Genomic DNA, 15,396 nt, shown 5'->3' on the forward strand with positions numbered 1-15,396 from the left:
AGCTGTCGTATTTCATCGTTGCATGCGCCAGTCCGGTAAAGATATAGCAAGGAATTTAAAAACTCCTGATAAAAATTAACTGTTATTTTGAACAGAAATATAGATATAACTAGAGAAAAGAAAGGGTGTTTTCATGTACGATATTTCCAAATGGAAACATGTATTTAAGCTTGATCCAAATAAGGAGTTAAGTGACGAACATTTAGAAATGATTTGTGAATCTGGAACGGATGCTGTTATTGTAGGCGGAAGTGATGGAGTTACAATTGATAACGTATTACACATGCTAGTTAGCATTCGTAGATATGCAGTTCCTTGTGTGTTAGAGGTTTCTGATTTGGAAGCAATTACACCGGGATTTGATTTTTATTACATCCCAAGTGTTTTAAATAGCCGAAAAGTAGAATGGGTAACAGGTGTTCATCATGAGGCATTGAAAGAATTTGGGGATATTATGGACTGGGACGAGATTTTCATGGAAGGGTATTGTGTTTTAAATCCAGAAGCGAAAGTAGCCCAGCTTACAGATGCAAAATGTGATTTAACAGAAGATGATGTTATTGCATATGCACGTTTAGCAGACAAGTTATTACATTTGCCTATATTCTATTTAGAATATAGCGGGACGTATGGAGATATTGAACTTGTTAAAAATGTAAAAGCAGAATTGAAGCAAGCTAAGCTATATTATGGCGGTGGTATTTCTAATGCAGAACAAGCGAAAGAAATGGCACAGTATGCTGATACAGTAGTTGTTGGAAATGTTATTTATGATGATATAAAAGCTGCGTTAAAAACAGTTAAAGCAGTAAAAGGAGAGTAGGTGCAGGCGCATATGAGTACGACAGATAGGTTATTAAATGGTTTAAATCCGCAGCAACAAAAAGCAGTACAAACAACAAATGGACCACTTCTATTAATGGCAGGCGCAGGTAGTGGGAAAACACGTGTGTTAACACACCGTATTGCGTATTTACTTGGTGAAAAAGGTGTGGCGCCATGGAATGTACTAGCAATTACATTTACAAATAAAGCTGCTCGTGAAATGCGTGAGCGTATTGATAAACTTGTTGGACCAGAGGCAGAAGATATTTGGATTTCTACGTTCCACTCTATGTGTGTACGTATTTTACGACGTGATATTGACCGCATTGGGATTAATCGTAACTTCACGATTTTAGATGCAGGTGATCAGTTAACTGTAGTAAAGAAAATTATGAAGGAGCGCAATATTGACCCGAAGAAGTTTGAGCCGCGCTCTATTTTAGCGGGTATTAGTAATGCGAAAAATGAACTGTTATCTGCAGATAAATATGCAAAAAAAATTACAATGGCTGATCCATATGAAAAATTAACGAGCGATGTATATACAGAATATCAAAAACGTCTTTTGAAAAATAACTCATTAGATTTTGATGATTTAATTATGACGACGATTCAGCTATTTGAACGTGTTCCAGAAGTACTAGAGTTCTATCAGCGTAAGTTCCAATATATTCACGTTGATGAGTATCAAGATACGAACAAAGCCCAGTACCTTCTTGTTAAACATTTGGCATCACGTTTTAAAAACCTTTGTGTTGTTGGTGATTCGGATCAGTCTATTTACCGCTGGCGCGGGGCTGACATTTCTAACATTTTGTCATTCGAAAAAGACTATGAGAATGCACAAGTTATTCTGTTAGAACAAAACTATCGTTCATCACAAAATATTTTAAATGCAGCTAATGCTGTAATTGAAAAAAATTCAAACCGTAAACCGAAGAAATTATGGACAGACAATCAAATTGGAAGCAAAATCTCGTATTATCGTGCTGCAACCGAAAAGGACGAAGCGTATTTTGTTGCGAAAAAAATTCGTGACGATATTCAAATGGGGAACCGAAAATATACTGATTTTGCAGTGTTATATCGTACAAATGCCCAGTCTCGTATGATTGAGGAGATTTTCCTAAAATCTAATATCCCTTACAAAATTGTCGGCGGTACTAAGTTCTATGATCGTAAAGAGATTAAAGACATTTTGGCGTACTTACGTTTAATTGGGAATCCAGATGATGAGATTAGTTTCGCGCGTATTATTAACATGCCAAAGCGCGGGATTGGTGCGACTTCTATCGATAAAATTATTAATTATGGTGTGCAAAACGGAATCTCATTAACTGCTGTATTTGATGAGATTGAGCATGTTGGTGTAAGTGCAAAAATAACAAAAGCAGTAAAAGAATTCGCAAGTTTATTACACAACTGGGTAAATATGCAAGAGTATTTATCTGTTACAGAATTAGTAGAAGAAGTTATTGAAAAGACAGGCTATCGCGATATGCTGAAAAATGAGCGTTCTTTAGAAGCAGAAGGTCGTTTAGAAAACTTAGACGAGTTTTTATCTGTTACACAAACATTTGAATCTCAAAGCGAAGATAAGAGCCTTGTTGCATTCTTAACAGACTTAGCTCTTGTTGCTGATATTGATCGTGTAGATGAAGATCCAACTGCTGGTGAAGAAGTTATTTTAATGACGATGCACTCAGCAAAAGGGTTAGAGTTCCCAGTTGTCTTTATTGTTGGCTTAGAGGAAGGGATATTCCCGCATACTCGTTCTCTTATGGAAGAGGATGAAATGCAAGAAGAGCGTCGTCTTGCCTATGTAGGTATTACTCGTGCAGAGGAAGAATTATATTTATCCAATGCGCAAATGCGTACTTTATTTGGTAGAACAAGTATGAATGCAGCATCCCGATTTATTACAGAAATCCCGGCAGAACTAGTAGAACCATTAAATGAAACAGCACCGAAGCGTGAAACTTCGTTTGGTGCAAAAGGAAGAACGACAAGCGCAACGACAACACGTTCTCGCTCAGCTTTCGTGCGTCCGGCTGTTAAGACGACAGGTGGCGAGCAAATTGGATGGGCAGTAGGCGATAAAGCCTCCCACCAAAAATGGGGAGTCGGTACAGTTGTAAGTGTAAAAGGTGAAGGTGATGCAAAGGAATTAGATATTGCGTTCCCAAGCCCAATTGGTGTTAAACGTTTATTAGCAAAATTTGCACCTGTGACGAAACAATAGGAAAGGACTGAGGATATGTCAAAAGAGATAACAAAAAAACGTATAGAAGAACTGCGTGATTTGTTAAATACATTTAACTATCAATATCACGTATTAGACAATCCTTCTGTTTCTGATGCGGAATATGACCGTGATATGCAGGAGCTTATGAAATTAGAAGCAGAGAACCCTGAATTTGTAACGGAAGACTCCCCCTCTATTCGAGTTGGGGGAGCTGTACTTGATATATTTGAAAAGGTAACGCATAAATCACCGATGTTAAGTTTAGGTAACGCATTTAATGAAGGAGATTTGCGTGATTTTGACCGAAGAGTACGTCAAGGAATTGATGATACGAATGTAAGATATATATGCGAATTAAAAATTGACGGACTTGCTGTTTCACTTCATTATGAAAAAGGACGCTTTATTCAAGGTGCAACACGTGGTGATGGTGTAACGGGTGAAGATATTACCCAGAACTTGAAAACGATTAAAGCAATTCCACTTCGATTAAATGAAGAAGTAACGTTAGAAGCGCGAGGCGAGGCTTATATGCCGAAGCGTTCATTCGTTAAATTAAATGAGGAAAAAGAGCAAAATGGTGAAGATGTATTTGCGAATCCACGTAATGCGGCAGCAGGATCGATACGCCAACTTGATCCGAAAATTGCAGCGAAGCGTAACTTATCTATGTTTGTGTATGGTCTTGCTAATGTAGAAGAAAAAACAATTCCATCCCACAGTGAATCACTGGATTTCTTAGGTGAGCTTGGATTTAAGACGAATCCAAATCGTCGTACATGTGAAACAATTGAAGACGTAATAGCCTATGTAGCAGAGTGGCAAGAAAAACGTCCGCATCTTGATTATGAGATTGACGGAATCGTTATAAAAGTAGATGATGTTGCTATTCAAGAAAGCTTAGGAACTACAGCAAAGAGTCCAAGATGGGCAATAGCTTATAAATTCCCAGCTGAAGAAGTTGTGACGAGATTAACAGGGATTGAATTAAGTGTCGGCCGCACAGGGGTTGTAACACCAACTGCGGAGCTCGAGCCAGTTAGAGTGGCTGGTACTATCGTTCGTCGTGCTTCTTTACATAACGAAGATTTAATTCGTGAAAAGGATATTCGAATTGGTGACTACGTTGTTGTGAAAAAGGCTGGAGATATCATTCCTGAAGTTGTGAACGTTATTTTTGATAAGCGTACTGGTGAGGAAGAAGAATATCATATGCCAACGCATTGTCCAGCATGTGAGAGTGAACTTGTTCGTTTAGAAGAAGAAGTAGCACTTCGATGTATAAATCCGACTTGTCCAGCTCAAATTCGTGAAGGATTAATCCATTTCGTTTCAAGAAATGCAATGAATATTGATGGACTTGGAGAACGTGTAATTACACAACTCTTTGATGCGGATTATATTCGTACGTTTGCTGATTTATATTCATTGACGAAAGAGCAATTATTACAACTAGAACGTTTCGGTGAAAAATCAGCGACAAATCTAGTACAAGCAATTGAGAATTCGAAGGAAAACTCATTAGAGCGATTATTATTCGGTCTTGGTATTCGCCACGTCGGTGCGAAAGCCGCACGTACATTTGCTGAGCATTTTGAAACGATGGATGAGCTTGTGAAAGCAACGGAAGAAGAACTAAAAACAATTAACGAGATTGGTGAAAAAATGGCTCAATCCGTTGTAACGTATTTCGATAATGAAGACGTATTAGAGCTATTACAACAATTTAAAGAGTATGGCGTGAACATGGCATACAAAGGTATAAAAGTTGCTGATCTACAAAATGTTGAATCGTACTTTGCAGGAAAAACTGTCGTCTTAACAGGGAAATTAGAAGTTATGGGACGCAGTGAAGCAAAGAAGAAGATTGAGGCATTAGGTGGAAAAGTAACAGGAAGTGTTAGTAAAAGTACGGATTTAGTTGTTGCTGGTGAAGCTGCTGGTTCGAAATTAGCGCAAGCAGAGAAGCACAATGTTGAAGTTTGGAATGAAGAGAGGTTCTTACAAGAGCTGAATAAGTAAGAGGTGCAAACTTACGATGAAAAAAATAGCGTTAGCGGTATTAAGTCTTAGCCTACTTGTAAGTGGGTGTAGTATGGGTTCCAATAAAGATGAAAAAGCAGTTGAGAAATCAGGGAAAGCGAAAGAACAAGCAGTTGTCCCGAAATACTCCATTTCGGATGAATATTATAAGACAACGGTTCCATTTGATCCAGGTAAGGCACGTGGTTTAGTTGTACAAGGTTTAAATAGTCGTCTAGATATAGATGAATTTGAAACAGGACTAATGCGCATTGCCAAAGAATCATTTAGTACGAAAGATTATTTCTTTAGAGGCGGAAAGGTTCTAGATGCTCAAACTATACAAATGCTTGTAAAAAGAAAGCGTACAGATGCTGAACAAAAAGAGCTAGAGGATAAGTTGAAAAAAGATGCAGTTAAATTTCCGAATATCGGACTGAATCCAGCCTTAAGTGAAGGTTCGGAGTCACTAGAAGTGAAAAATAAAAAAAATCCAATGTATATCTCAAATATTTTAGAGCATGATTACTACGTACAAAAAGGTGGGAACGATGTTGAACCTGATGGCATTGTAATTGGATTAGCGATGAATTCTATTCAATATTATGAGGAAGAGCATGGGTATCCACGTGAAGCTGCAATCCCAGATGAAAAAATGTTAGCTGAAGGGAAAAGAATGGCACAAGAAATCTTGAAAGTCATGCATCAAAAAGACGCTGCGACAAAAAATGTTCCGATAACATTTGCAATTTATCGTCAAGGTCCAAAGTCTTCACTTGTGCCAGGGAATTTTGTTTCTTATGCTAAGGTAGAAAAAGGTAGTGAAACGGTTGAGGATTGGAAACCAATCAATGAGAAATATTATTTGTTCCCGTCTGAACAAGCAAAAGCGGATAATAAACGTGAAGACCTTGCAAGGGTGTCAAACTTTAAAGCGAAGTTAAGTGAGTATTTCCAAGGTGATTATACAGCTGTTATCGGTACTGGAATGTATAGAGATGATGAATTAAAAGAAATGAAGCTCGATATTCCTGTCCAATTCAATGGAAAAGCTGAAGTAATTGGATTTACACAATATGTAGCTGGACTTGTTATGGAATACTTCCCGAATTATATGAAAGTACAAGTAACGATTAAATCTGTAGAGCGGCCAGAAGCTATTATTATACGTGAAGCGAAGCAAGATGAACCGTTTGTGAAAATTTTAGATTAAAAGATGAGAGCTGTTCCGTAAAGGAACAGCTTTTTTTCTTGAAAAATTTTGTTATAATTTTAAAGGTTACAAATAAAGGGGTAAGGGGCAAAGTCATGGAAGAACTAAGCTTTCAAGTCATTATTTTATTAATTGCATTCGGGTTTTTAGCTGCTTTTATTGATTCGGTTGTTGGAGGGGGAGGGTTAATTTCGCTTCCTGCACTTATGTTTGTTGGTTTATCACCAGCTTCGGCAATCGCAACGAATAAATTGGCAGCAACGATGGGGACGCTTACGAGTACAATTTATTTTATTCGATCAGGCAAGGTGGATTTTCGGATTGTAGGAAAGTTAATCCCGTTAACTATTATTGGAGCAGTCGCAGGTGCTTTAGTAGTAAAGTTTATTCCGCCTGATATTTTGCGTCCACTAGTACTCGTAATGTTGGTTTTTATTGCTATTTTTATTATTGCAAAAAAAGATTGGGGAAGTGCATCTACCTATAAAAAGATGACAAAAGGAAAAACATTAATATTTTTCTTAGTTATTTTAATGATAGGGTTTTATGATGGTTTTTTTGGACCGGGGACAGGATCCTTTTTAATTTTTGCATTTTTATTAATTGGTTTGGATTTTATTCAAGCGGCAGCATCTGGAAAACTTTTGAACTTCGTTAGTAATATCGTATCTTTAATTACTTTTTTATTTTTAGATGTGATTCATTTTGAATACGGTATTATTATGGGGTTATCAATGATTTTAGGTGCTTATTTTGGATCGAAGTTTGCGGTTCAAAAAGGTGTTGGATATGTAAGGACTTTATTTTTATTAGTTACTATTTTATTAATCGGGAAAAATGTTTTGGAATATACTCATATTTTGTAGATTCATACGTATGTATGAATCTCTTTTTTTTATTATATTTTAAAAATTTATTAATTTTTAAAATATAAGTCTAGGAATATTTGAATAAATCTAAATTATCGTGTAGAATAATGTTGTAAAATGTAAACGTTTTTCTAAGGGGAGGCTAAAAAGATGGTAGTAGCATACAAACATGAGCCATTTACAGATTTTTCAGTAGAGGCTAACAAATTAGCGTTTGAAGAGGGTTTAAAGAAAGTAGAATCTTATCTTGGACAAGACTATCCATTAATTATCGGGGGAGAAAAAATCACTACAGAAGACAAAATTGTTTCTGTAAACCCTGCAAATAAAGAGGAACTTGTTGGTCGCGTTTCAAAAGCAAGCCGTGAATTAGCTGAAAAAGCAATGCAAGTAGCGGATGCAACATTCCAAACTTGGAGAAAGTCAAAACCAGAAATGCGTGCAGACATTTTATTCCGTGCTGCAGCAATCGTTCGTCGTAGAAAACATGAGTTCTCTGCTATTCTTGTAAAAGAAGCAGGTAAACCATGGAATGAGGCAGATGCTGATACAGCAGAAGCAATCGACTTTATGGAATATTATGCTCGTCAAATGTTGAAATTAAAAGACGGTATGCCAGTAGAAAGCCGTCCAATTGAATATAATCGTTTCTCTTACATTCCATTAGGAGTAGGTGTTATCATTTCTCCTTGGAACTTCCCATTCGCAATTATGGCAGGTATGACAACAGCTGCTTTAGTTTCTGGTAACACAGTATTACTAAAACCAGCTAGTACAACTCCTGTAGTAGCAGCGAAATTTATGGAAGTATTAGAAGAAGCTGGTTTACCAGCTGGCGTAGTAAACTTCGTTCCAGGTAATGGTTCTGAAGTTGGTGACTACTTAGTAGATCACCCTCGTACACGTTTCGTTAGCTTCACTGGATCTCGCGATGTAGGTATTCGTATTTACGAACGTGCAGCAAAAGTAAATCCAGGACAAATTTGGTTAAAACGTGTTATCGCTGAAATGGGCGGTAAAGATACAATCGTTGTTGATAAAGAGGCAGATCTTGAATTAGCAGCTAAATCTATCGTTGCATCAGCATTCGGATTCTCAGGACAAAAATGTTCTGCATGTTCTCGTGCAGTAATCCATGAAGATGTATACGATCATGTATTAAATCGTGCTGTTGAATTAACAAAAGAATTAACAGTAGGTAACCCAGATGCAAAAGATATCAACATGGGACCTGTTAATGACCAAGCTGCATTCGATAAAGTAATGAGCTATGTTGCAATTGGTAAAGAAGAAGGTAAAATCGTATCAGGTGGCGAAGGAGACGATTCTAAAGGCTGGTTCATCCAACCAACAATCGTTGCTGACGTTGCAGAAGATGCTCGTTTAATGAAAGAAGAAATCTTCGGACCAGTAGTAGCATTCTGTAAAGCAAAAGACTTTGATCATGCACTTGCAATTGCAAACAATACAGAATACGGTTTAACAGGAGCAGTTGTTACTAACAACCGTGACCATATTGAAAAAGCACGCGAAGACTTCCACGTTGGTAACTTATACTTCAACCGTGGATGTACTGGTGCAATCGTAGGTTACCAACCATTCGGTGGCTTTAACATGTCTGGTACAGACTCTAAAGCTGGTGGCCCTGACTACTTAGCACTTCACATGCAAGCAAAAACTACTTCTGAAACTTTATAAGAAATAGTAGAAGAGATCTTCACATACTGTGAAGATCTCTTCTTTTTGAGAAAATCTTTATAATAGAAGCTAGTTAATTTGAATCGAGAAATAATTACTAAATATTACCATTTATTCTTTGGAACTAGCTAAACCCTATTAATATCGGGATAAACATGAAAATAGAAACAAAACAACGAGAAAAATTGACTTATTAGTCATATTTTTTAGTATTCATTTTGAGGATTTCCTGTATAATACAATTTGAAAGAAAATCTATGGTTTGACAAGAGAACACTCCTTTCGGTTTTGCTCACTGAAAGGAGTGTTTTTTTTTAGGTCGCTAAAAACTCTTCTGTACTCATTATATTAGCGTATACTCCATTTAAACTTGCCAAAATTGTATTATGAATATAAACAGCTGGTATAGTAGCATTCTTAAATGAAAGATCTTTTGTAGCACAAGCATCGTGTATTACGGTACAGTGAAGGCCAAAATCAAAAGCAGCCCTTACCGTAGCATCAATACACATATGGGTCATCATCCCGCAGATTACGACGTGCTCAATTCCTGAACGTTGTAATCGTTCTAGAAGATCAGTTTCTCGGAAGCTATTTGGATAATGTTTAAGGATAACGGATTCCTCTCTAAGTGGACGGACATTTTCGTGAATATGGACACCTTCTGTATTGGGTAGGAAAAAAGTAGCGCTATCTTTTATAGCTACATGTTGGATATGAAAAATAGGTTCGTTTCTAATTCTAAAATGTTGTAGTAGCTGATCAGCATATTCACTTGCTTCTACTGGATTACGTAATTCCATCTTGCCATTTGGAAAATAATCATTTTGAATATCGACGAGCAAAAGAGCTGTTTTCATATATTTATCTTTCTCCGAATTCATATTGAAATACTGTTATTCAATTAGTAGAGAAGATTCTCCTCTTTAAAAGTATGAGTGAGGAGGATTTTACATAACTATAAAAATTACTATTGTATTGTGATTTTTTATTTGAAAATTTTAATAGAGGAATAATTAATTTTTTTCTGAAAAATGTATTGACTCTTATTATTCTGAGTTCTATAATGAGAATTAATTAAATGACAATTAAATCGATACACTCTTATCCAGAGAGGTGGAGGGACTGGCCCTACGATACCTCAGCAACGGGTTTTTTAATACCGTGCTAATTCCAGCAAGCTTAAAGTAGGCTTGGAAGATGAGAAGATGTGAACGAGTACATAAAAGTGCTCTCCTTCTTATCTTTTACAAGTGATAAGAAGGAGAGCACTTTTTATTTTACCTCGAAAGCTCTACTTCAAGTTTTACAGCATATAGGAGGGAAGAAAATGATTTCTTTTAATAATGTAAGTAAAGTATATGAATCAGGTGGACAATCTGTTCATGCGGTTGAGGATGTAACGCTGTCAGTTGAAAAGGGCGAAATTTTTGGCATTATCGGATTTAGTGGTGCTGGAAAGAGTACGTTATTACGCTTAGTAAATATGTTAGAAAGACCAACTGCAGGAACAATTTCAATAGATGATAAAGAAATTACATCATTATCGGCGAAAGAATTACGGAAACTAAGACAAAGTATTGGAATGATTTTCCAAAGCTTTAATCTATTTAATTCAAGAACAGTGTTTGGGAACATTGCTTATCCATTAAGGTTAGCGAAATTGCCGAAGAATGGGATCAAAGAAAGAGTGAATGAACTACTAAAATTTGTTGGTTTAGAAGATAAAGCGAACTATTATCCAGAACAGTTATCAGGTGGGCAAAAGCAACGTGTTGGGATTGCAAGAGCGCTTGCGACATCACCAGATATTCTCATATGTGATGAGGCAACATCGGCTTTAGATCCGGAAACAACAACAGAAATTTTAAATTTATTAAAGAAAGTAAATAGAGAGTACAATTTAACGATTCTACTTATTACACATGAAATGCACGTTGTGAAAGAAATTTGTCACCGTGTAGCTGTTATGGAAAAAGGAAAAGTAATTGAAGAAGGAAAACTGTTTGATGTTTTCACACAACCAAAAACAAAGACAACTCAAAATTTTGTACGCTCTGTTATTAATGATCACTTACCAGAAAGTGTTCTAGCGAAAATTCAAAACGGAGGTCAGATTTATCGCCTGACTTTTACTGGGGAAGAGACAGGGCAGCCTGTACTATCATATATTGCGAAAAACTATAACGTGGATGTAAATGTTCTTTACGGAAATATTATTGAACTCCAAAATGTGCTATTTGGAAATCTTCTTGTAGAGCTACAAGGTGAACAGAAGGAAATTCAAAAAGCATTACAACATCTAAGACTGCAAGTGCAGCTGAAGGAGGTAGAAGCTCATGCGAGTTGATTGGAGTATATTTTGGCCTCGCATATTAGATGCGACAGGGGATACCCTCTTAATGGTAATTGTAACCCTTATATTCGCTACAATTCTCGGTATACCTCTAGGTTTACTTTTATACGTAACGAGAAAAGGAAACTTTTTAGAAAATAAATGGGTCTTTTCTATTCTTAATATCGTAATTAATACAATTCGTCCAGTTCCATTCATTATCTTTTTAGTAGCTTTAAGTCCGATAACAAGAAGTGTTATCGGAACGACGATTGGAACGGCAGCAGCAATCTTCCCAATGACGTTAGTTGCATCAATTGGTATTGCTAGAATGGTTGAAACAAATCTTGTTTCTGTTCCGAAAGGGGTAATTGAAGCAGCACAAGCAATGGGCGCTTCGCCACTTAGAATTGTTTTTGAAATCCTAGTGCCAGAAGCTTTAGCACCATTAATCTTAGGTGTCACGTTTATGACAGTTGGTTTAATTGAATTTTCTGCAGTTGCTGGGCTTGTCGGTGGTGGCGGTCTTGGTGACTTAGCAATGACATATGGTTATCAACGCTTTGATACATCAGTTATGTTCGTAACGGTCGTTTTACTTATTATTCTTGTACAGGTAGCTCAAAATTTAGGAAACTACTTTGCGAAAGTCTTTTTACGCAGATCATAAAAAGGAAGAGGGGAAAAGAAAATGAAGAAAATTTTAGCATTTGCATTATCAGCGATTGTAGGAATTACAGCCTTAAGCGGCTGCTCAGGTGGAGACACAGGTGCAGGAGCGAAAGAGAAAGTAGTTCGCGTAGGTGTAACTGGAACAGATGGAGACGCTTGGGAAATCTTAAAGAAAAAAGCTGAAAAAGAAGGGATCAAAATTAAACTGGTTGAGTTCTCTGATTACACAACGCCCAACAAAGCGTTAGCTGATGGAGATATTGAACTAAACTCATTCCAGCACAATGCTTTCTTAGAGCAATTTAAAAAGGAGCATAAGTTAGATATTACAGCTGTTGGTACAACGCAAATTGCACCGATGGGTTTATACTCTGAAAAATATAAGAAAGCAAATGAAATCCCAGATGGTTCAGAAATTGCTATTCCAAATGATCCAACGAACCAAGCGCGTGCATTAAAACTTCTTGATGCAGCTGGATTATTAAAGCTTAAGAAAGATTTCGGTCTATTTGGAGATCCAAGCGGCATTGCTGAAAATCCGAAGAAGCTAAAGATTACACCGGTTATCGCACAGCAAACACCTCGTGTGTTAAAAGATGTAGCGGCTTCAGTTATTAATAACGGTGTTGCTGGTCAAGCTGGATTAGATCCAGCAAAGGATCCTATTTTCTTAGAAGATCCAAAGAATGAAAATGCAAAGGCCTATATTAATATTTTCGCAGCTCGTACGAAAGACAAAGATGATCCAACACTGAAAAAAGTAATTGAATTATACCATTCAAAAGAAGTAACAGATGCAGTTAAGAAAGAAACAAATGGTGGTTCCATTTCAGTAGATCTTTCACTAGATGAGCTTGCAAAAATCGTAAAATAATTATTGGGTTTAACGACTAACAGTAGGAACCCCTCCGCTGTTAGCTCGTTCAACATATAATCTACTTAACAAACAAAACCCTAATTCTGTACCTTCCAATTTTGTATAACATAGAATCCAATGTTTGTTAAGTAGAGTGATGGACCAGGAGTTTTCCTGGTCTTTTTTTATGATTATTCAATCATGATACTTTTTAAATTATCTTCGTGATGCTCTTGTTCTTTCGGATAAGCAGCTAGCTCCTCTTGTAAAATATTTAGTGCTTGCTTAGCTGATTGCTGAATCGGATTCGGTAACTCTTCTAATATAAGCATACCGAATTTTATTTTTGTACGAATTACCTTTCTTAGTAGTTCATCATGCATGTACTACACCTCCAAACCGAATATTTAGTACATCATCTTCAAACTTAGCTCCTTGAATAGAAAGGTGCGTTAATGTTTTTGGCAAGGTGATATTTCGCTTCGCAGAACCGGCTCGAATAATAAGTTCATCACCTTTTTGATTTAATGAAAGTTCACTTTTGTTTGAGAAGGGAATGGACAGAACGAAAATATACTCATCGCCATCTTTTTTTACATATTGTGTGCGACCGTTAAATTTCACTTCCGTAGGAGAAGAGTCAGATTTAAATAAAGCGTCTCCTACACGTTCTAACATAGACAAACCAACAACTTCTTGTTCAAACATCGGAGCTTCGTAAATAGGAAGTGGCTGAAAACTATCTTGAATTAATGTTTTATATTTCTTTTGTGTATCTTTCCATGCCTGAAAATAAGGATCGGTGACAGTGTTAGGGATGATGCGGTTAATCATAATGGCATCAACGTTATAATCGTATAAGTTTAAATACGTAAAGCTGCGCTGAGCTTCTTTAATGACCATTTTTTCAGGATTTACAACAACGCGAATGCTGGTTACCTCTCGGTTTGATAAAATATCTCTCATTTCTCCAAGCTGTTCAAGTGTATTTGTTAATTCGTCCATAATATCATCGGTTGGAAGGGGGACACCAAGGAGTGGTTGAGCTACAGGACGAACGACTTTTAAAATTTTTCTTTTAATAGGAAAGAGTTTTTCCATCCACCAGCCGAGCATGTCTGGAAAGCTGAGCATTGCTAAAGTTTCTCCAGTCGGTGCGCAATCAATAATGATGACGTCGTAAGTGTTGTGTTTATAGTAATCGAGTACTCGAAGTAAGCTAATTAAATCTTCCATACCAGGGAACATCGTTAATTCTTCTGTTGTAATATCATCGGCTGCTTTGGAAGTGAAGAGTAGTGTAATATATTTCTGCAATTTCCCCCAGCCTTTTTCCATTTCATAAATCGTATTAATCTCTTGTGCCCATAAGTTTTCGCGAATTTCTAATGGTTCAGAAGATAGCTTTATACCAAATGAATCTCCTAAACTATGAGCAGGATCTGTGCTCATTACTAATGTTTTTAATCCTTGTTTTGCACTTTGAAGTGCTGTTGCTGCTGAAATGCTAGTTTTTCCTACGCCGCCTTTACCTGTATACAAAATAATTCTCATCATTTTATCCCCTTTGTTTCGAATGTCGAATATTACGAGTATCGAAGTAAATGGTTGAATAAAAACCCAGTTAGGGCTTTATTCAATCGGAATGTTTTTCATTTTAGGTGTAGAAACCTTTTCTTCTGTTTTTTGCTGTGACGTAGCAATGTGATTCATGATCTTTTGGAAGATTTGTAGTAAGAATGCTTTTTCTTCTTCTGACAATGCTTCCGTCACTAGGCTAAAGTAATGGGCCGCATTTTGTTTCACTTCTTGAACGAGCATTACGCCGTTTTCTGTTAAACGAATTAATACAATGCGTCGATCTCTTTCATCACGGTAGCGTTCAATATAGCCCTTTTTTACAAGGCGATTTACAACGCCTGTCGTTGTACTCATCGGTATATCAAGAAGGTCAGCAATTTTTGTCATTGTAATATCTGTATTTCGCTCCATCCAAAGTAAACAAAATACTTCTGTCTTGGAAAGTGTTAAATCAAGGCTTACCCATTCTTCAGGATAGAAAAGTTTCTTGGCGTTATCTAGCAGTAAGTCTAAAAAATGTTCATATTGCAACAATTATTTCCACTCCCGTATATTTCGAGGTTCGTAATATTTGTTTTTATTTTATGTGGAATTGAAATAAATGTCAATGTTTTTGATTGTTTTTTCAGATTAGAAAGAAAATTATCTTCAAAATAGCAATTTTTTGTGATAGATTAATAAATAGAAAAAAGAAAATTTACATAAAAATCCATTGTGATAAATATATTTATCTATAATGGGTGTACAGCTAACGAGGGGGAGAACGATGAGAAGACGAAATACGCAAGCGTTCACGTTTTTAGCATGGACTTCATTTGTTTGTGCGCTGTCAGGAATGCTAATTGGGATTTACACGTTAGATGAAACGCTTAGTGTAAAAGGGTACTATTTAATAGGAACATTATTTTTAACGATGTCTTGTTTTGTATTACAAAAAACAATTCGTGATAATGAGGAAGATAATGAAAGATTTCCGAAAAATAAATCGTTAGATAAAGAGTAAATTGTAAAGAAAGGCACTTGCCTTTCTTTTTTTATGTAAAAATGCCGTAAGTGCCGTGTGTTGACTTGCTTGAAGTA

General features: G+C 36.5%; 14 protein-coding genes and 1 riboswitch. Of the genes, 10 read left to right on the top strand and 4 right to left on the bottom strand.

What is annotated here, in order from left to right; translation table 11 throughout:
• Nucleotides 1-133: 133 nt before the first annotated feature.
• From NSQ47_RS22430 to pruA, 6 genes are all read left to right on the top strand, one after another.
• Nucleotides 134-823, top strand: a complete 690-nt coding sequence (locus NSQ47_RS22430; protein WP_002113485.1) for a heptaprenylglyceryl phosphate synthase — start codon at nt 134-136, stop codon at nt 821-823.
• A 12-nt stretch (nt 824-835) separates the two neighbouring features.
• Nucleotides 836-3,067 (top strand): DNA helicase PcrA, encoded by a 2,232-nt coding sequence (pcrA, locus tag NSQ47_RS22435; RefSeq protein WP_002113486.1) that lies wholly within the window; start codon nt 836-838, stop codon nt 3,065-3,067.
• Between the two features lie 15 nt (nt 3,068-3,082).
• On the top strand, nt 3,083-5,092 hold the full coding sequence (ligA, locus tag NSQ47_RS22440; protein ID WP_016103387.1) for an NAD-dependent DNA ligase LigA: 2,010 nt from the start codon (nt 3,083-3,085) through the stop codon (nt 5,090-5,092).
• Nucleotides 5,093-5,108: 16 nt separating this feature from the next.
• Nucleotides 5,109-6,305 (top strand): CamS family sex pheromone protein, encoded by a 1,197-nt coding sequence (locus NSQ47_RS22445; RefSeq protein WP_002159491.1) that lies wholly within the window; start codon nt 5,109-5,111, stop codon nt 6,303-6,305.
• Between the two features lie 95 nt (nt 6,306-6,400).
• Complete coding sequence (locus NSQ47_RS22450) at nt 6,401-7,171, top strand: TSUP family transporter (RefSeq protein ID WP_002159490.1); 771 nt, start codon at nt 6,401-6,403, stop codon at nt 7,169-7,171.
• 153 nt (nt 7,172-7,324) lie between these two features.
• Nucleotides 7,325-8,872 carry an L-glutamate gamma-semialdehyde dehydrogenase gene (gene pruA, locus NSQ47_RS22455; RefSeq protein ID WP_002159489.1) on the top strand — a complete coding sequence of 516 codons (1,548 nt, stop codon included), beginning with the start codon at nt 7,325-7,327 and terminating at the stop codon, nt 8,870-8,872.
• A gap of 314 nt (nt 8,873-9,186) precedes the next feature.
• Here pruA and NSQ47_RS22460 read toward each other — a convergent pair whose 3' ends face one another.
• Nucleotides 9,187-9,732 carry a cysteine hydrolase family protein gene (locus tag NSQ47_RS22460; RefSeq protein ID WP_002159488.1) on the bottom strand — a complete coding sequence of 182 codons (546 nt, stop codon included), beginning with the start codon at nt 9,730-9,732 and terminating at the stop codon, nt 9,187-9,189.
• A gap of 241 nt (nt 9,733-9,973) precedes the next feature.
• A riboswitch (SAM riboswitch) is annotated at nt 9,974-10,079 on the top strand.
• A 123-nt stretch (nt 10,080-10,202) separates the two neighbouring features.
• Between NSQ47_RS22460 and NSQ47_RS22465 the strand changes: the two genes are divergently transcribed.
• From NSQ47_RS22465 to NSQ47_RS22475, 3 genes are read left to right on the top strand one after another with little or no spacing between them, the layout of a single operon-like run.
• Complete coding sequence (locus NSQ47_RS22465; RefSeq protein WP_341038011.1) at nt 10,203-11,222, top strand: methionine ABC transporter ATP-binding protein; 1,020 nt, start codon at nt 10,203-10,205, stop codon at nt 11,220-11,222.
• Nucleotides 11,212-11,877, top strand: coding sequence for a methionine ABC transporter permease (locus NSQ47_RS22470; RefSeq protein ID WP_002159487.1), 666 nt, complete (start codon nt 11,212-11,214; stop codon nt 11,875-11,877). Before NSQ47_RS22465 ends, NSQ47_RS22470 begins: the two co-directional genes overlap by 11 nt.
• Nucleotides 11,878-11,898: 21 nt before the next feature.
• Nucleotides 11,899-12,753: a MetQ/NlpA family ABC transporter substrate-binding protein gene (locus tag NSQ47_RS22475; protein WP_341038012.1), complete on the top strand. Its 855-nt coding sequence runs from the start codon at nt 11,899-11,901 to the stop codon at nt 12,751-12,753.
• 173 nt (nt 12,754-12,926) lie between these two features.
• Here the strand turns inward: NSQ47_RS22475 and NSQ47_RS22480 are convergent, their stop codons facing one another.
• From NSQ47_RS22480 to NSQ47_RS22490, 3 genes are all read right to left on the bottom strand, one after another.
• Nucleotides 12,927-13,118, bottom strand: coding sequence for a DUF3926 domain-containing protein (locus NSQ47_RS22480; RefSeq protein ID WP_078179980.1), 192 nt, complete (start codon nt 13,116-13,118; stop codon nt 12,927-12,929).
• The gene (locus NSQ47_RS22485) at nt 13,111-14,292 is read right to left on the bottom strand and encodes an ArsA family ATPase (protein WP_016103394.1); all 1,182 of its coding nucleotides are present in this window, start codon (nt 14,290-14,292) and stop codon (nt 13,111-13,113) included. The genes NSQ47_RS22480 and NSQ47_RS22485 overlap by 8 nt, the downstream gene beginning before the upstream one ends.
• Before the next feature lie 75 nt (nt 14,293-14,367).
• Nucleotides 14,368-14,850 (bottom strand): MarR family winged helix-turn-helix transcriptional regulator, encoded by a 483-nt coding sequence (locus NSQ47_RS22490; RefSeq protein ID WP_341038013.1) that lies wholly within the window; start codon nt 14,848-14,850, stop codon nt 14,368-14,370.
• A 232-nt stretch (nt 14,851-15,082) separates the two neighbouring features.
• On the opposite strand from NSQ47_RS22490, the gene NSQ47_RS22495 reads away from it, so the two are divergent.
• Entirely contained in the window at nt 15,083-15,319 is a 237-nt protein-coding gene (locus NSQ47_RS22495; RefSeq protein ID WP_002029490.1) for a YiaA/YiaB family inner membrane protein, read from the top strand.
• Nucleotides 15,320-15,396 lie beyond the last annotated feature (77 nt).

This window comes from Bacillus sp. FSL R10-2780 (genome assembly GCF_038006125.1).
Lineage (GTDB): Bacteria > Bacillota > Bacilli > Bacillales > Bacillaceae_G > Bacillus_A > Bacillus_A cereus_U.